Source organism: uncultured Campylobacter sp. (assembly GCF_938015785.1).
Lineage (GTDB): Bacteria > Campylobacterota > Campylobacteria > Campylobacterales > Campylobacteraceae > Campylobacter_B.
Genome location: NZ_CALLWC010000023.1, coordinates 25,428 through 42,157, shown reverse-complemented (window position 1 = coordinate 42,157; position 16,730 = coordinate 25,428). Strand labels below are relative to the sequence as shown.

14 protein-coding genes and 1 tRNA gene are annotated in these 16,730 nt (G+C 43.4%); 10 read left to right on the top strand and 5 right to left on the bottom strand.

Annotated elements, in window-relative coordinates; translation table 11 throughout:
* The first annotated feature begins 414 nt into the window (after positions 1 to 414).
* From Q0393_RS03030 to Q0393_RS03015, 4 genes are read left to right on the top strand one after another with little or no spacing between them, the layout of a single operon-like run.
* On the top strand, positions 415 to 1,650 hold the full coding sequence (locus Q0393_RS03030) for an oligosaccharide flippase family protein (RefSeq protein WP_298977814.1): 1,236 nt from the start codon (positions 415 to 417) through the stop codon (positions 1,648 to 1,650).
* The gene (locus tag Q0393_RS03025) at positions 1,647 to 2,645 is read left to right on the top strand and encodes a glycosyltransferase (RefSeq protein WP_298977812.1); all 999 of its coding nucleotides are present in this window, start codon (positions 1,647 to 1,649) and stop codon (positions 2,643 to 2,645) included. Before Q0393_RS03030 ends, Q0393_RS03025 begins: the two co-directional genes overlap by 4 nt.
* A 15-nt stretch (positions 2,646 to 2,660) precedes the next feature.
* A complete protein-coding gene (locus tag Q0393_RS03020; RefSeq protein WP_298977809.1) occupies positions 2,661 to 3,725 on the top strand; it encodes an EpsG family protein in 1,065 nt (354 codons plus the stop codon).
* Positions 3,722 to 4,855, top strand: coding sequence for a glycosyltransferase family 4 protein (locus Q0393_RS03015; protein ID WP_298977807.1), 1,134 nt, complete (start codon positions 3,722 to 3,724; stop codon positions 4,853 to 4,855). The genes Q0393_RS03020 and Q0393_RS03015 overlap by 4 nt, the downstream gene beginning before the upstream one ends.
* A gap of 3 nt (positions 4,856 to 4,858) precedes the next feature.
* Here the strand turns inward: Q0393_RS03015 and Q0393_RS03010 are convergent, their stop codons facing one another.
* The 4 genes from Q0393_RS03010 to mraY form a co-directional block, all read right to left on the bottom strand.
* Positions 4,859 to 5,788 (bottom strand): sugar transferase, encoded by a 930-nt coding sequence (locus tag Q0393_RS03010; protein ID WP_298977805.1) that lies wholly within the window; start codon positions 5,786 to 5,788, stop codon positions 4,859 to 4,861.
* Between the two features lie 117 nt (positions 5,789 to 5,905).
* A tRNA-Phe gene (locus tag Q0393_RS03005) sits at positions 5,906 to 5,981 on the bottom strand.
* Between the two features lie 551 nt (positions 5,982 to 6,532).
* Entirely contained in the window at positions 6,533 to 7,957 is a 1,425-nt protein-coding gene (gene murD / locus Q0393_RS03000) for a UDP-N-acetylmuramoyl-L-alanine--D-glutamate ligase (RefSeq protein WP_298977803.1), read from the bottom strand.
* A gap of 113 nt (positions 7,958 to 8,070) precedes the next feature.
* Positions 8,071 to 9,135: a phospho-N-acetylmuramoyl-pentapeptide-transferase gene (gene mraY / locus Q0393_RS02995; RefSeq protein ID WP_177386640.1), complete on the bottom strand. Its 1,065-nt coding sequence runs from the start codon at positions 9,133 to 9,135 to the stop codon at positions 8,071 to 8,073.
* Between the two features lie 198 nt (positions 9,136 to 9,333).
* On the opposite strand from mraY, the gene gpmI reads away from it, so the two are divergent.
* The 6 genes from gpmI to rho all read left to right on the top strand — a co-directional run bounded on the left by gpmI (position 9,334) and on the right by rho (position 15,529).
* Positions 9,334 to 10,800 (top strand): 2,3-bisphosphoglycerate-independent phosphoglycerate mutase, encoded by a 1,467-nt coding sequence (gene gpmI / locus Q0393_RS02990; protein WP_298977800.1) that lies wholly within the window; start codon positions 9,334 to 9,336, stop codon positions 10,798 to 10,800.
* 100 nt (positions 10,801 to 10,900) lie between these two features.
* Positions 10,901 to 11,644, top strand: coding sequence for a 3-oxoacyl-ACP reductase FabG (fabG, locus tag Q0393_RS02985; RefSeq protein WP_298977798.1), 744 nt, complete (start codon positions 10,901 to 10,903; stop codon positions 11,642 to 11,644).
* A gap of 68 nt (positions 11,645 to 11,712) precedes the next feature.
* A complete protein-coding gene (gene acpP / locus Q0393_RS02980) occupies positions 11,713 to 11,949 on the top strand; it encodes an acyl carrier protein (protein ID WP_005873350.1) in 237 nt (78 codons plus the stop codon).
* 18 nt (positions 11,950 to 11,967) lie between these two features.
* Entirely contained in the window at positions 11,968 to 13,185 is a 1,218-nt protein-coding gene (locus Q0393_RS02975) for a beta-ketoacyl-ACP synthase II (protein WP_297942612.1), read from the top strand.
* Positions 13,185 to 14,123, top strand: a complete 939-nt coding sequence (gene accA, locus Q0393_RS02970; RefSeq protein WP_298977796.1) for an acetyl-CoA carboxylase carboxyl transferase subunit alpha — start codon at positions 13,185 to 13,187, stop codon at positions 14,121 to 14,123. The genes Q0393_RS02975 and accA overlap by 1 nt, the downstream gene beginning before the upstream one ends.
* Positions 14,124 to 14,182: 59 nt before the next feature.
* Entirely contained in the window at positions 14,183 to 15,529 is a 1,347-nt protein-coding gene (gene rho, locus Q0393_RS02965; RefSeq protein WP_005873347.1) for a transcription termination factor Rho, read from the top strand.
* A 323-nt stretch (positions 15,530 to 15,852) separates the two neighbouring features.
* On the opposite strand, the gene Q0393_RS02960 is transcribed toward rho, so the two are convergent.
* Positions 15,853 to 16,680: a hypothetical protein gene (locus Q0393_RS02960; protein WP_298977795.1), complete on the bottom strand. Its 828-nt coding sequence runs from the start codon at positions 16,678 to 16,680 to the stop codon at positions 15,853 to 15,855.
* Between the last annotated feature and the right edge of the window lie 50 nt (positions 16,681 to 16,730).

Sequence of the window (16,730 nt, the reverse complement as noted above, 5' to 3'; positions counted from 1 at the left end):
AGAGGGACCATCTAAAGCTAAAGGTAAGAGGGGCAAAAAGGGTAAGGGAGAGTAATAAGAAAGAATATATAAAATAGGGAGAGGGCGTAAATTGGACTTCCCTCTTTGTTTTTATAAAAATTTATAAAGGGTATGACTCTATACTTTTCGGAGGTAGATAAGATTGTAAATTTTAGCTATTGTTTTGTCTGGGTTTTGGCAGCAATTGTTATGTCTAAGCATATTAACTTTATTTACTTCTCTGTTATTTTACCTAATTGCTTTATTGCTTTTACAATTGCTTCAGATTTTGAATAATTTATTCGTAGACAAATTTAAATCCGCATAATTTATTTATATTGTTTATTTGCTTTTAAATTTTTGCTGGATACAATCATACTATATAAATTTTTAAAGGATTTTGAGCTTAAGACTATGAGCAACAAAATAAAATTTATCAAAAATATTTTCTGGCTTCTGTTCGAACATGGTATTAGGATCGGCGGCAGTATTGTGACGGCGTCTATTTTAGCCAGAGTTTTAGGGGTTGAAAAATATGGAATTTTTCAATATTTATTGGGGCTTATAGTTATTTTTAAATCGCTTTCATATGTCAATCCGGCAGAGATTATGGTGCCTAGGCTTACGAACGCGGATGCCATGCAGCGCAGATATTTAATGGGAGGCGGCTTTTTTATAAGAACGTTTTTCTGCATAGTGGCATATATTGCTTTTTTGGCATTCGTATATTTTGGTGATGATGTAAAAGTGTTTAATCTAGCTCTAATTCTCGGATTTTGTATTTTGATAGACGAGGCATTTGGTATAGTCACGGCTTTTTTACAATCTCAGACGATGATAAAATATAGAAGCGTGCTATATATCTACTTTACGATCATCAAGATTACTATTTTGGCATTACTATTTTGGCTGGAAGTCACGAATATCTATCTTTATGCTCTTGTGTATATATTGGAGAGTATTTACATGGCGTTAGGTTTACTTTGGATCTATAAATTTTTAAATAAAGAGCTATTTTTTACATTTGATTTTAATAAAATTTTGTCTCTTCTTAAAGATGGGTTGCCATTTTTTCTAGGTATCTGCTTCATGTGTATATTTTTGAGGGCGGACATCGTTGCGACGCGTTATCTAAGCGATGGCATGACTTTGGGGTTATATGCCTCGGCGATTCAGCTTTTTGGTAGCGTGACTGCTATCGCGCCAATTATAGCGGTATCATTTGCACCTTTATTTGTTTATAAATTTGACGAACTATACACCATAAAGAAAAATATATGGCTGCTTGCTTGCGGTATGATTACTATTGCGCTTTTTACGTCTATGGCGATGTATTTTTTATCGCCAATTTTAATAAGCTTAATATTCGGAGCTAAATTTCACGACGCAGTAGAAATTTTTAGGTATCTATTATTTATTTTGCCGTTTATATTTTTAAATGAGGCGTTAAATTTATATATAATTAAAATGAAGTTAGGTAAACTCCTTATTTATAAATGGGGGCTTGCCCTAGGTGGCGCCGTTGTAGCTTATTTATATTTTATTCCTGTTTATGGTGCCGTAGGAACGGTAGTTGGGCTTGGAGTAGGATATTTTGTAGTATGTATACTGGGCGCTGCGATAATTTTAAATGATAAAGGGGATTTATGAAGGAGGTTTTGATATCCGCAATAGTACCTATATATAATGTCGAAAAGTATCTTGGAAAATGTATCGACAGCATCATAAATCAAACTTATAAAAATTTAGAGATAATATTGGTTGATGACGGAAGTACTGATGGTTGTTCTAAAATTTGCGATGAATATGCACTAAAAGACAGCCGCATAAAAGTAATCCATAAAGAAAACGGCGGTCTTAGCGATGCTAGAAACGCAGGTATCGATATTGCAAGCGGTGAATATTTAACTTTTATAGATAGCGACGACTGGGTAAGTAAATTTTATATACAAAATTTATATTGCTTGATAGATAGATGCGATGTGGATATGGCTATCACCTCAATCAAGCGCGCTTATGAAGACAGTGAGGATAAAATTTATGAAAAAAGTATAAATGATGAGCCTATTTTAATCCATACAGCTAAGGAATGTATAGAAAGTCTATTTTGCGGTAAATTTTATAATGTCGGTGCGGTTGCTAAAATTTATAAAAAAGAGTTATTTGCAGGCATTAGGTTTCCAAAAGGTCAGATATACGAAGACCTTGCGACCACGCCCATAATAGCTTCAAAAGCAGACAAAATAGCTTTTTGCGACCTGAAGGATTATTTTTACTTTATAAGAGATAATTCTATCATGACGAGCAAAGGCGATATTGAAGATTTAATTATATTTAATATCCTAGACGAGCTAGAAAAATATTTCTGTGATTACAAAGATATTGTAAAATCCATAGAGATCAGAAAGCTCAGAGACGCATTTATGACCTTTTATAAATTTAAGGATAATTTAGACGATTTAGACAGGGGTACTCTAATAAAAATGGATAAGATAATAAAAAACAATTCCGCGATCGCGCTGAAAGATAAAAATTCTAAGACGCAGGATAGGATCGGGGTTATTATATATAATTTATTAGGATTAAAAGCCTATCTAAAATTTAGAGAGATAGCTCTTTGGGTTAGGAAAAATACCTCTAAATAGACAATGAGTTAAAATATGCACACTTTATACGCAATTTTTATATTTTATTTTTTCGCTGCTTTAGCATATGGTTTTTCTATAAGACACAGAGAAATCCGACCGTTGCTATATTACGCTTTTTTATCTATATTCTTTATTTTAGTAGCGTTTCAGGATAATTACGGGACCGATTATATAATGTATAAATTTTTATTTTTAGAAACAGAAAGATTATATTCCCTATACAAAGGGATAATTATGTATCTTTTGATAAAATATTTAAACCCTTTAACTATTAATTATGGATTACTTTTTGTCATTTGGTCTTTAATACAAACTATTGCTTTGAATTATATGGTCAAAACTTATAAAAAATTTTATTATTTTGACGACAAGCTTCAAATTATTACATATATTCTATTTACATTGTCGTTTTTCGCCATGTCATTCAATGCCCTTAGATCGGTTATCGCTACGACCCTTATACCGATAGTTTTTATTTTATACTATGAGCGTAAAATTTTAAAATCTTTTGTGCTTACCGCCATAGGGGCGCTTTTTCATCCGACTATTATCATTATAATACCTTTATTTTTAATATTTAATTTATTTAAAAAGCACTATAAAACCACTTTGATGATTTTTGTATTTATGCTACTTTTTGTATTTAATAGGGTCGGGATTATTCAGATAGTTGCGGAATTTATCTACGATCACATCCCTGCTAATATCTACACGGACTATCTTGTCTCTTATCATATGAAGCCGTATAGCGAAAGCATTTTTAGCTATTTGGGCATCTATTTTATTCTTTTTACAAATATGCTGTCTGTGCTGTTTTATAAAAAAGAGACGGATAAAAAGAGCATATTTTTATACAATCTCGCGTATTTTGCGGCGCTGCTGCGGATTTTATTTTACGGCATCCCTATTTTAGGCAGAGTTTATCTGCTATTTAGCGTTTTTGAATTTTTTATCCCCTACGTTTTATTTAAAAATTTAAACACAAAAAAGACCTTCTACTTGGGGTATTTTATCCTGATAGCTTTTTTTATCACCGTGATAAAATATCTATTATTTAATAACAGAGTTTCGTTTTGAAAAAAATTTTTATTATAGGCGGCGCTGCTTCTATGATGATAAATTTCAGGAAGGAATTTATCATAAAGCTCGCCGGGCAAAATTTTAAAATTTATTGCCTAGCCGGCGACTACGACGATGTCTCTCGCAGCAGGGTCGAGGAGCTCGGCGCGACGGCTTTGGATTACAAGCTAAATTCTAAAGGATTAAATCCGCTTGGTGATGCTCTTGCGGTATATGATTTGATAAGGCTCATTAAAAAATATCAGCCGGATATAGTATTTAGCTTTTTTGTAAAGCCCGTAATTTTTGGCACCATAGCGGCAAAATTAGCGGGGGTACCGCGTATCGTCGGTATGCTTGAGGGGCTAGGCGGGGCTTTTACTTTGCATAAAAACGGACCTTCGGCCAAGACGAAATTTATAAAATTTATTCAAATTTTACTTTATAAGTTTAGCCTCCCTCTGCTCGATAAACTCATCTTGCTAAATAGCGACGATAAAAAAGACCTTGTTGGTAGATATAAAATCGGCGTAAAAAGTGTTGAAATTTTAGGCGGTATCGGGGTCGATCTGGCTAAATTTAAATACTCCCAAGCGCCCGCAAAGCCCGTGAGTTTTATATTTGTAGCTAGACTTTTGGCGGAGAAGGGGGTGTTTGAGTATCTACGGGCTGCAAAGATCATAAAGAAAAAGCACAAAGAGGTGAAATTTTATATTTTGGGCTCCTTTGACGAGACAAATCCTTTCGGTCTGAAAAAACGACACCTAGATATGTATCTAAACGACGATATCGTGATATATCCAGGCTTCGTGGACAATGTGGATGAGTGGATCGCAGGCTCTAGCGTGTTCGTACTGCCGTCGTATTACAGAGAAGGCGTTCCTAGAAGCACGCAGGAGGCGATGGCGATAGGCAGGGCGGTGATCACGACTGATAGCGTGGGCTGCAAAGAGACGGTCACGGACGGACTGAACGGCTTTTTGGTGCCGCCGTACGAATATGAAGCCCTGGTGCAGAAGATGGAGTATTTTATACAAAATCCTGAAGCGATCGATACAATGGGGCTAGAGAGCAGAAGGGTCGCGGAGGAAAAATTTGATGTTCATAAAGCAAACTACAGGCTTTTAAAGATGGTTTTGGGAGATTAAATTTTATAAACCCTTTTTTCTGATCATAACGTTGATCGTCGCAAAGATCGTCTTGATCTCTAGCCACAGCGACCAGTATTTGATGTAATAGAGATCATACATTAGCTTTTGCTTGGCATCATCGATGTTTTCTCCATAGGGGTAATTAACCTGCGCCCAGCCGGTGATACCAGGGCGGACCAGATGGCGTTCGTTGTAATAAGGGATTGCTTTTTCGTAGTTTCTAACCAAAATGTCCCATTCCGCCCGAGGCCCGATTAGGTGCATATCTCCACGCAGTACGTTGATGCATTGCGGCAGCTCGTCTATCCTGGTCTTTCTCATAAATTTGCCGAACTCGAACACCCTGCTATCGTTTTTTTTTGTGTATGGATTATGAACGCAATGCTCGTGCATGGTTCGAAATTTATAACATCTGAAATTTTTCAAATTTAATCCTACACGATTTTGTATGAAGTATAATTTCCCCGGCGACTGTTCGTCTATTTTCTTTTTTACGTGAAATTTGATCGCAAAAAATATAACATACAGGATCGCTCCGCCTATGTAGTCTATGACGCGCTTTGTAGCGTACTCGAAGTCGTTATACGGCCTAATGTTGCTTAAAAATTCCAAATCCCTATCGTCGTCAGGGATATAGCATTTATGAAAGAATTTTTCTAAAAATTTTTCGATAGTTAGAATTTTGAGCCGCTTATGATTGAAACGAAACTGCAAAAGCGTGAGGAATTTTATCATTTTAGGATCGATAAATTCTTTGGTGTTTATGATCAAAAATTTATAATTGTGATTTTTAAGTAGGCTTTCGATCTGTAGCCGAACCTCTGCAAAGGGGCGAGAGGCGTATTTTACGATGTCGACTTTGTCGAATTTTTTATTAAGCTTTTTTAATTCTATATTGGTAAATTTATATTTTTCGCCAAGAATCAGCATGCTTTTAGCTCTTTTGCCTTTCGTAAAATTTCATTATTTTAGCATTGTTGTGTTAAAAGATATTTAATTCAGCGATCGCTTTTTATCTAAGTGTAGGTTCATTGAAGGCATATGAGGTGGTGGTTAGAGGCAGAATCGAACTGCCGACACGCAGATTTTCAGTCTGCTGCTCTACCGACTGAGCTATCCAACCACCGAAAAAGAAAAGTAATTTTAGCCATGCAATACTTAAATCTCGGTTAAAATCCTCGATTCTCGCTATATTTTTGCACGTTATGCTCGAAAACGGTCAAATTTACTCAGTTAAAATTTTCTAAATTTCAGTAGCGAAAAATATTGCTTATGCAGCAATTTGCAATAATCAAAACGGGCTATCGATCTAAAAAGCAAAGTGATATAAAATTTTACTATTTAGCTGATTCTGCAAATTGTATGCTTGGTTTTAAACTGTGCAAGGTAGATAAATTTGCGCCAAAGGATCGCGGCATCGTTTTAAATTTGCGCGCATAACGGGCGATAGCTGTTATTGGTTAAATTTAGCATCGAAAATTGGCTTTAATTTGGACTTGGCGAAGCATCTTTATAAACATTGTGCTCGGGCTAATAATGTGACATAGGGATGTTTGCTTCGGGGTTGAATTTATTTAGATATCCGTGCAGCAGAAGCGTTGAAATTTTATAATGCGATTGCATGCTGTGTTAAATAAAATCTCAGCTCGATCTGGCTAACCTCGATAGGCCTATTTATCCTAGCTGTGCAACCTGTTTTTTAAATAATTCGCCGCGTTCGGCGTAACTTTTAAATTGATCCAAGCTTGCACATGCGGGGCTTAGCAGCGCTATTTCACTAGCGAAATTTACGGAATTTTTAAAATCCGCAGAATTTTTAGAATTTTGCGAACCTAAAGTTTCACCGCCGCTCGCGTCTATGCAAGGGCTTGCGCCTTCGGTAGCGGAAATTTCATCCCGCATTAAATTTGCTGCGGAATTCTCGCCGCCTAACCGTCCTTTTGAAATTTCATTTTCGCAAAAAATTTCTCCGCTTAAATACCGCTTCGAAATTTCGCTCACCGCCGTTTGTAAAATTTCGCAGCGCACGCAAGGAAGACTGTATTCATTGCACAAAAGCACGATTTTATCAGTATTTGAGCCGATTGCGTAAATTTGCAGATCGTATTTTTTAAACTCCGCAAAAAGCGGGTGCAGATCCACGCCTTTATCGTCGCCGCCGAGGATCAGATGTATTTTGCGCCCCGCGTATCGCTTCAGCGCCTGCGAGCACGCATCGATGTTGGTGGCCTTCGTGTCATTGACCCAGACCCTGCCGCGCGCGTCGGTAAGCTCTTCGAGCTTATTGCCCTCGATCACGAAGTCGTTTAGTCGCATGGCGTCGCATCTGTCGAATAAAATTTTCTCCACGCACAGCGCCAAAAGCGCGTCTATCAAAAACGGAGTGCGGAATTTTATCTCGCCCAAATCGATGCCGAATTTTTGCGCCAGATCCGCTTCGTCTTCGTAGCAGATCACGCGAGCTAGGCTGTTTTGCGCGGCGGCGGAACTTTCGTAGGCGCGCGGGATCAGCGCTACGGAGCCTTCGCGCATCGCTAGTAGCGGCGAGAGTTTAGCGCGCTCATACTCTGCAAAATCTCCGTGCCAGCTGAGATGATCGGGCGTGATCGCAAGCAGCACGTAGATGTCGGGGCGCGCGTGTTTGGTGTAGTGCAGCGTAAACGAGCTCGTCTCCAGCACCCAAATTTTGGCGCTTTTATCAAGTTTTGCAAGCGGGACGCCCACGTTGCCGCCCATTTGCGAGCCGTATCTCTCGAGCAGATACTGCATCATCTTCGTCGTCGTGGTCTTGCCGTTCGTGCCGCTGATCCAAATTTTGAGGCCTTTGTAATCGCCAAAATAATCGTATTCGCTGATTAAATTTCGTGACTTTCGCACCAGCTCGTGATGCGGCGGAAAGCCTGGGCTTGGGATTTCAAGTTCGCTTGCGGCGGGATCGAACTCGCTCGGGTTTAAAAGCGCGTTACCGAACTCATCCAGCTTCGGCGCGCCCGAAGAAATTTCAAATTTATCGTCATAGATCTCCCAGCCGCCTTCGTCGCGGCAGTGCTCGGCGATCGCTCTGGTCGTAAGCCCGTAGCCAAATAGCGATTTTTTCATTTTTCTCCTCTTTTGCCCCATAAAATTTGAGTTATCTCATCGGCGCTAAGCTCGCTCATTTCGCCGCTTCTATCGCATCTTTCAAAAAGCCACATTTGATCTGCGCTCGCATTTTATCTCAGTTTCAGCGACGTCAGCGCTATGATATTTGCGATCAGCGCGATGATCCAAAAGCGGATGATGATTTTGTTTTCGACCCAGCCTTTAAGCTCGAAATGGTGGTGTATCGGCGCCATAAGGAAAATTCTGCGCTTGAAAATTTTAAAGCTGCCCACCTGCAAGATCACGCTGAGCGTCTCGATGACGAAGACGAAGCCGATCATTATAAGTAAAATTTCATTTTTCGTGATGACCGCGCAGTATCCTAAAAACGCGCCCACGCTGAGACTGCCGCTATCGCCCATAAAGACTTCGGCGGGGTAGCAGTTAAACCACAAAAACCCAAGCAGCGCGCCGATGAGTGCCGAGACGATGATGCAAACCTCGCCTGCGCCTGCGACGCGCGGTAGCAAGAGATATTGCGAGTAGATCGCATGCCCGCAAAGATAGGCAAATACGCCCAAGCTGCAGAGCGAAAATACCGACGGAATGGTCGCTAGCCCGTCTAATCCGTCGGTTAAATTTACCGCATTTGAGCTCGCGCTTATCACGATCGTCCAAAACAGCGGCGCGAAGATCCATAAATTTAGCAGAGGGTATTTGAAAAACGGCACGAAAAATTCCCCACCCAGATCGCTAAAAGCATAAAGCGTAGCCCCGATCAGAAAGGCCAAGAAATTTTGTAGTGCAAATTTAGCCCGCGCGCTAAGGCCCGCATGGTTTTGGCGGCCTAAAATTTTAGAGATATCATCCTTAAAGCCTATGTATCCAAAGCCCACCAAACAAAGCAGCCCGCAGAGCACGAAGACGTTGTTTAGCTTGGCGCACAGCAGGCTTGCGAGCACCGCGGCGGTAACGAAAACGAGCCCGCCCATCGTGGGGGTTTTGCTCTTTTTCTGATGGTTTTGTGGCGCGAGCTCGTAGATGGGCTGCGCGGCGTGTCTATTTTGCGCCCAGCGGATAAACCGCGGCATAGCCCAGACCGAAAAACAAAAAGCGATAAAAAACGCAAGCCCTGCGCGCGCGGTGATGTATTGGAAAAAATTTATATTCGTAAGATGATAGAGATAATAAAACAAAGTTTACCTTTTAAATTTTATGAAATTTTATATGAAAACGCGCATTTTAGTATAAAAGAGGTAAAATTTAGCTTTTAGGGCGGATGAAATTTTGCCGCATTTGCCAAAAGAAAGTATAATGCCGCTCGTAAAAACAGCGCCGCAGATCCGTTTCAAAAGACCTGTGCGGCGAAATTTAGACGAAATTTAGGAGCCAAAATGGGGCAAAAGACGATTTTACTTATCACCGACGGCATCGGCTTTAACGCGAGCGATAAATTTAACGCGTTTGCAAACGCAAAAAAGCCCGCCTACGATTATCTTTTTAAAAACGTGCCCAATACGCTGCTACGCACCTCCGGGCTTGCCGTGGGCTTGCCGCAGGGGCAGATGGGAAATAGCGAAGTAGGGCACATGACGATCGGAAGCGGTAGAATTTTGTATCAAAACCTAGTCAAAATCGATCGCGCGATCGATGAGGGCTCGCTTGAGAAAAACGAAGCGCTGCAAAGCCTGCTTTCAAAGTGTCGCAGGGTGCACGTCATAGGGCTTTACAGCGATGGCGGCGTGCATTCGCATCTGCGCCATTTCGACGCGATCTGCGAGATAGCGCAGAATGCGGGTTGCGAGACATGGGCGCACGCTATCACCGACGGGCGCGACGTTTCGCCGAGCAGCGGAGCGGAATTTTTAAAGCACCTACAGGCTAAATTTAAAGTCGGCAGCGTTTGCGGGCGCTTTTACGCGATGGATCGCGACAAGCGCTTTGATCGCGTGAAGCGCGCTTACGACGTGCTTATGGGCGAAACGGCTCCGCTTGAAATTTCGCCTAGCGAATATATACTGCAAAGCTACGAGCGCGGCGTGAGCGACGAATTTATCGAGCCTGCGAGCTTTAACGGCTTTAGCGGTATCGGTGCGGATGACGGAGTGATTTTTGTAAATTTTAGAAACGACCGCGCTAGAGAGCTTTGCGCGGCTTTGGGTGATGAGAGCTTTAGTGAATTCAAGCGGAAGTTCGTCGTACAAAATTTAATCACGATGAGCGAATACGACGCGAGCTTTAAATTTCCTCTGCTATTTGAGAAGCCCGTGCTTAAAAACACGCTTTGCGAAGTGGTCGCAGAAGCCGGTCTTACGCAGCTTCACACCGCTGAGACCGAAAAATACGCACACGTGACGTTTTTCTTTAACGGCGGCGTCGAGGAGCCGCTGCCAAACGAAACTCGCGTGCTGATCCCAAGCCCCAAAGTAAAAACCTACGACGAGCAGCCGCAGATGAGCGCGCCAGCGGTGTGCGACGCGGTGATCCGCGGCATCGAAGCGGGGATCGATTTCATCGTCGTAAATTTCGCAAACGGCGATATGGTCGGCCACACGGGCAATTATGACGCCGCGGTGAAGGCGGTAGAGGCGGTGGATGAATGCATCGGTAAAATTTTAAACGCGGCGAAGGCGCACGATTACGCCTATGTCCAGATTAGCGACCACGGTAATTGCGAGGCGATGCGAGACGAGGGCGGCGAAATTTTAACCAACCACACGATCTTTGACGTGTTTTGTTTCGTCGCGGGCGAGGGCGTGCGCGAGCTAAAAAGCGGACTTGGGCTTAGCAACGTCGCAGCTACCGTACTAAAACTAATGGGGTTACCAAAGCCCGCGGAGATGGACAAGGCGCTATTTTGAAATTTCAACGGCGCGCTTGTAGCCAAATTTTAACGGCTAAAATTTAGGTAAATTTGGATAAATTTACGCTAGAGATTAAAATTTTAATAAAAGGACAAGTATGAAATTTAGTGGAAAAAACGTTTTAATCACGGGCGCGAGCCGCGGTATCGGCGCGCAGATCGCAAGGACTTTGGCGGGCTACGGGCTTAAGGCGTGGATCAATTATCGCTCAAGCCCAGAGCCTGCCGACGCACTGCTAGAGGAGATCCGCGCAAACGGCGGAGAGGGCGCCGTGATTAAATTTGACGCGACGAACGAGGCGGAATTTAGCGAGGCGATTGCCCTGATCGCGCAAAGCGACGGCGAGCTAAGCTATCTCGTAAATAACGCGGGCGTCACGAACGACAAGCTCGCGCTTAGGATGAAGCTGGAAGACTTCATGGGCGTGATCGAAGCAAATTTAAGCAGCGCCTTTATCGGCTGCCGCGAAGCTCTAAAATTAATGAGCAAAAAGCGCTTCGGCGCCGTCGTAAACATCGCCTCGATCGTAGGCGAAATGGGCAACGCCGGGCAGGTCAATTACAGCGCGAGCAAGGGCGGAATGATCGCGATGAGCAAGAGCTTTGCAAAAGAGGGCGCAGCGCGCGGAATCCGCTTTAATTGCATAACTCCGGGCTTCATCGCTACGGATATGACGGACGCGCTAAGCGACGACGTAAAAGCAAGCTACGAAGCGAGCATCCCGCTTAAGCGCCTCGGAAGCACGAGCGACGTTGCCGAAGGAGTTGCGTTTTTACTCAGCGACGGCGCGGGCTACATTACTGGAGAGACGCTTAAGATCAACGGCGGGCTCTATATGTAGCGTTAAATAGCGGAATTTAAGGTTAAATATTATAGAATTACGCGGTATTTTTTTAAAGGAGTGCTAAAATGGCAGTATTTGAAGATGTAAGAGACGTAGTTGTAGAGCAACTCAGCGTTAGCCCGGATCAGGTTAAACTTGACTCTAAAATTATCGAAGATTTGGGCGCGGACTCTCTTGACGTAGTTGAGCTAGTAATGGCTTTAGAGGAGAAATTCGGTATCGAGATCCCTGATAGCGAGTCCGAAAAATTAGTAAGCATTAAAGACGTAGTAGATTATATAGAAAATTTGCCTAAGAAATAAAATTTTAAGGAAGCGGTTTTGAAACGAGTCGTAGTAACGGGCATCGGGATGATAACCTCTCTCGGGCTTGACAAACAGAGCAGTTTTGAAAATATCTGTAACGGAAAAACCGGGGTTGATAAAATTTCGCTCTTTGACGCTAGCGAATTTCCGGTTCAAATTGCAGCTGAAGTAAAAGGTTTCGATCCTTCGAGCATAATCGAGGATGGAAAAGAGATAAAAAAGATGGATAGATTTATCCAACTCGGGCTTAAAGCCGCGGGCGAAGCCATAGAGGACGCTAAATTTAGCGGTTTCGATAGCGACGAATTCGGCGTTAGCTCCGCTAGCGGTATCGGCGGTTTGCCGAATATCGAGATAAATGCCAATACCTGCTTGCAGCGCGGCCCTAGGCGAATTTCTCCGTTTTTTATCCCCTCTGCGTTAGTAAATATGCTCGGCGGCTTTGTTTCTATATATTATAAATTAAAAGGTCCGAATTTATCCAGCGTTACGGCTTGTGCGGCTTCTGCGCATGCGATTATGGACGCTGCGAGAGTTATTATGATCGGCGAAGCGAAAAAGATGCTTGCAGTGGGAGCCGAGGCTGCGGTTTGTCCCGTGGGTATCGGCGGATTTGCTGCGATGAAGGCGCTTTGCGCTAGAAACGACGATCCCGCGCATGCTTCGCGTCCGTTTGATGCGGAACGAAACGGCTTTGTGATGGGTGAAGGCGCGGCGGCTTTAGTTTTAGAAGAGCTAGAGGACGCAAAAGCGCGCGGCGCTAAAATTTACGGCGAGCTCGTAGGATTCGGCGCTAGCGGCGATGCTTATCATATCACTTCGCCTAGCCTAGACGGCCCGATCCGCGCTATGAAAAAGGCCTACGAAATGGCGGGACGCCCGAAGATTGATTATATCAACGCTCACGGAACGTCCACCGCGATAAACGATAAAAACGAAACCGCGGCTTTAAAAGAGCTTTTCGGCGAGGGGAAGGTGCCTGCGGTCAGCTCCACCAAGGGCCAGCTAGGACATTGCCTGGGCGCTGCCGGAGCAGTAGAGGCTGCGATCAGTCTTTTAGCGATGCAAAACGGCATCATACCGCCTACGATAAATCAAATTTCAAAAGATCCCGATTGCGATTTGGATTACGTGCCAAACGTCGCTAGAAAAGCCAAACTCGATTGCGTTATGAGCAATAATTTCGGTTTCGGCGGCACAAACGCGTCGCTTATTTTCAAAAGAGTAGATTAATGGCGAGTTATTTGGACTTTGAAAAGTCTATAAAGCAGATCGACGAGGACATCACCGCTGCAAAAATTCGCGGCGATGAGGACGCGGTCGAAATTTTAAATAAGAACCTCGAAAAAGAAATTTCTAAAGTTTATAAGAATTTAAACGAATACCAAAGACTTCAGCTTGCGCGTCATCCGGATCGCCCTTACGCGATCGATTATATTCGCGCGCTTTTGCAAGACGCCAGGGAGCTTCACGGCGACCGCGCCTTTAGAGACGATCCTTCGATCGTGTGCTATCTGGGCATTATGGGTAATCGCAAAATCGCCGTGATCGCCGAGCAGAAGGGTCGCGGCACCAAAAACAAGCTGAAGCGAAATTTCGGTATGCCGCATCCGGAGGGCTATCGCAAGGCACTGCGCGTAGCAAAACTTGCCGAGAAATTTAACCTTCCTATTTTGTTTTTGATTGATACTCCGGGCGCATATCCGGGACTTGGCGCCGAAGAGCGCGGTCAGAGCGAGGCTATCGCGCGAAATCTATATGAGCTTAGCGATCTTAAAACCCCTACGATCGCCATCGTTATCGGCGAGGGCGGCAGCGGCGGAGCTTTAGCTATCGGCGTGGCCGATCGTTTGGCGATGCTTCAAAACTCAATCTTTTCGGTCATCTCTCCCGAGGGCTGTGCCGCGATTTTGTGGAACGATCCGAGCAAGAGCGAGGCTGCTACGAAGGCGCTAAAGATCACCGCCGAGGAGCTAAAAGAGCTGGGCTTGGTCGATGATGTGATCAAAGAGCCTAAAACGGGCGCTCACAGAGATAAAGACGGCGCGATAAAAGCGCTTGGAAACTACGTCTTAACCGAGCTGCACAAGCTAGACGATCTTAGCATAGACGAGCTCATCAGCAGAAGACAACAAAAAATTTTAAGGTTCGGTGCTTACAAAGAGAACTAAATTTTAAATTCAGCACTTTTTAAAACTAAATTTAATAACTTCACACTCTAAGAGGACAAATGGAAAATACAAATCAAAATTCCGCTCAGACCGCCGTTTCAAATTCTAATCAAAACGGCAGAAAAACTTACGCTAAAACGCACGTTCCCGTCGAGGGCTACCAGATCGAGGAGCTCCGCTCGATGGATCTTGAAAATCTCATCGCCATAGCAGACGAACTTGGCGTCGAAAACCCGCGCGAATTCCGCCGCCAAGCGCTCGTTTTTGAAATTTTACGCATGCAGACGAAGCAAGGCGGCTTCATACTTTTTACGGGGATTTTGGAGGTTACCGCCGAGGGTTACGGCTTTTTGCGCGGCATAGATTCAAATTTAAGCGACAGCGCCAACGACGCCTACGTGAGCCTAAGCCAGATCCGCAAATTTGCCCTGCGCGTCGGCGACATTGTCACGGGCCAGGTACGCGAGCCGAAGGATCAGGAGAAGTATTACGCGCTTTTAAAGATCGAGGCGATCAATTATAAATCGATCCAAGAGGCCAGAGAGCGTCCGCTATTTGACAATCTCACACCGCTTTTTCCGACCGAAAAGCTCAAGCTCGAATATGATCCTATGCGCCTTACCGGTCGCGTACTCGATCTTTTCACCCCGATCGGCAAGGGGCAGCGCGGGCTCATCACGGCGCCTCCGCGTAGCGGTAAGACGGAGCTTATGAAGGAGCTTGCCAACGGCATTACGCGCAATCACCCCGAGGTCGAGCTTTTGGTACTGCTAGTCGACGAGCGCCCCGAGGAGGTCACCGATATGGAGCGCAGCGTGCGCGGCGAGGTGTTTAGCTCGACCTTCGATCAGCCTGCGTTTAACCACGTTCGCGTCGCCGAGCTCGTCATTGAAAAGGCAAAACGCGCTGTCGAAAACGGCAAGGACGTCGTCATCCTGCTTGATAGCATCACCCGCCTTGCGCGCGCTTACAACACCGTCACGCCTAGCAGCGGCAAAGTCCTAAGCGGCGGCGTGGACGCAAACGCCCTGCACAAGCCGAAGCGCTTCTTCGGTGCAGCGCGAAACATCGAAAACGGCGGCTCGCTCACCATCGTCGCTACCGCGCTCATCGAGACCGGCTCGCGTATGGATGACGTGATCTTCGAGGAGTTCAAAGGCACGGGCAACAGCGAGATCATCCTCGATCGCAATATCTCGGATCGCAGAATTTACCCCGCGATCAATATCACCAAGTCCGGCACGCGCAAAGAGGAGCTTTTACAAGGTAGCGAAAATTTGCAAAAGATCTGGGCGTTGCGCTCGGCGATCTCGACGATGGACGACGTCGAGGCGCTGAAATTTTTATACGCCAAGATGCTAAAAACCAAAGACAACACCGAGCTGCTATCGATAATGAACGGCTAAATTTCTTAAATTTAGCCTTATTCTGAAATTTCGCTTCAAATTTAGCGGCATGGCTTACACCGCTTGCCGCAAGTACCGCCACGTAGCTTCGTATACGCTTTGAAGGCGCCGCGTCTTTTCTTTCAAATTTCATCATGACAAGTTTAAATTTATTGCGATATTTACTAAACGTTTTGCGCTCGTAGCACGAGGTGCGGCGCCGCTCGACAGAATTTTACTTTGGTAAAAATCCATTCGCAAGATGTAAAGCGTAAAATTTTATGAGGAATTTTGCGCTTTGCTATGCACGGAGCTGGGATGTTTTATTATTTCTAAATTATCGGTTAAGATAAAAACATCGTTTTTATTAAACTATATATCAGATAAAAATTCCCGTAATACCTGTTTCCGTGGTTATCTATATAAAATTCGCACGAGTGTATAAAGTTGGTATTACTATACGGCACACATTCTTTAACGCCTTGCAAATATTGGTTTATGCGGTTATGAACCATATCAAATTCGTAATCTGGATTTTTTGTCTTTTCAGATGGTTGAAACTTATAGCTCATATACTTAATCCCCTCATAATATATGCAATATCTATTCTTTCCTAGCGCTCTTTCAAAAAAGGTAATATTTTTGCATTCTTTTATACTAAAGCTATCGGAACCATACATACCACCTTTGCAAGTAAATATAAGGGTTTGATTGAGATCATAGTTTATCTTTTTATTACCTTCAAATGGCGTATATGAGTAGTTGCCATTTATATCAACATTTCTATCTGTATGATGATGGACAAAATCGACAAAATTCCAAGGAGCGGTTTTATTTGATATTATTTTATTCGTAATTTTATTTAAACCAATAGTTGAGTTTAAATCATCAAATAGGCTAAAAGTCTTAGTATCCATATGCTTTTTAAATATTTTGTCTAATGTATAAATAAGTTCATTGAAGCTTAAATTTTTATCAGGAGCATAAAATGTATCATAATGGTAATATACGCAATCATTAAATTCTTCCTGTACGAAATTTTGTACCATCTCATCTTTACTAAGCCATTTTAGATCGCTGAAGCTAAACCCGCTGTAATTAAGCGCGCCGACGATTACACAAACGCCGAGCGCGGCGATTAGGGCTTTGGATAGAAATTTAAGCGCTTTCAAAATTTGCTCCTTTAGCAAAACACTAGTTAAAATACGAGCCTAACGGGCTA

Excerpts from the sequence above, each read along its gene's own strand:
- Q0393_RS03030 (WP_298977814.1), top strand. The coding sequence starts at position 415 with ATGAGCAACAAAATAAAATTTATCAAAAATATTTTCTGGCTTCTGTTC.
- Q0393_RS03025 (WP_298977812.1), top strand. The coding sequence starts at position 1,647 with ATGAAGGAGGTTTTGATATCCGCAATAGTACCTATATATAATGTCGAA.
- Q0393_RS03020 (WP_298977809.1), top strand. The coding sequence starts at position 2,661 with ATGCACACTTTATACGCAATTTTTATATTTTATTTTTTCGCTGCTTTA.
- Q0393_RS03010 (WP_298977805.1), bottom strand. The coding sequence starts at position 5,788 with ATGCTGATTCTTGGCGAAAAATATAAATTTACCAATATAGAATTAAAA.
- murD (WP_298977803.1), bottom strand. The coding sequence starts at position 7,957 with ATGAAAAAATCGCTATTTGGCTACGGGCTTACGACCAGAGCGATCGCC.
- gpmI (WP_298977800.1), top strand. The coding sequence starts at position 9,334 with ATGGGGCAAAAGACGATTTTACTTATCACCGACGGCATCGGCTTTAAC.
- fabG (WP_298977798.1), top strand. The coding sequence starts at position 10,901 with ATGAAATTTAGTGGAAAAAACGTTTTAATCACGGGCGCGAGCCGCGGT.
- acpP (WP_005873350.1), top strand. The coding sequence starts at position 11,713 with ATGGCAGTATTTGAAGATGTAAGAGACGTAGTTGTAGAGCAACTCAGC.
- accA (WP_298977796.1), top strand. The coding sequence starts at position 13,185 with ATGGCGAGTTATTTGGACTTTGAAAAGTCTATAAAGCAGATCGACGAG.
- rho (WP_005873347.1), top strand. The coding sequence starts at position 14,183 with ATGGAAAATACAAATCAAAATTCCGCTCAGACCGCCGTTTCAAATTCT.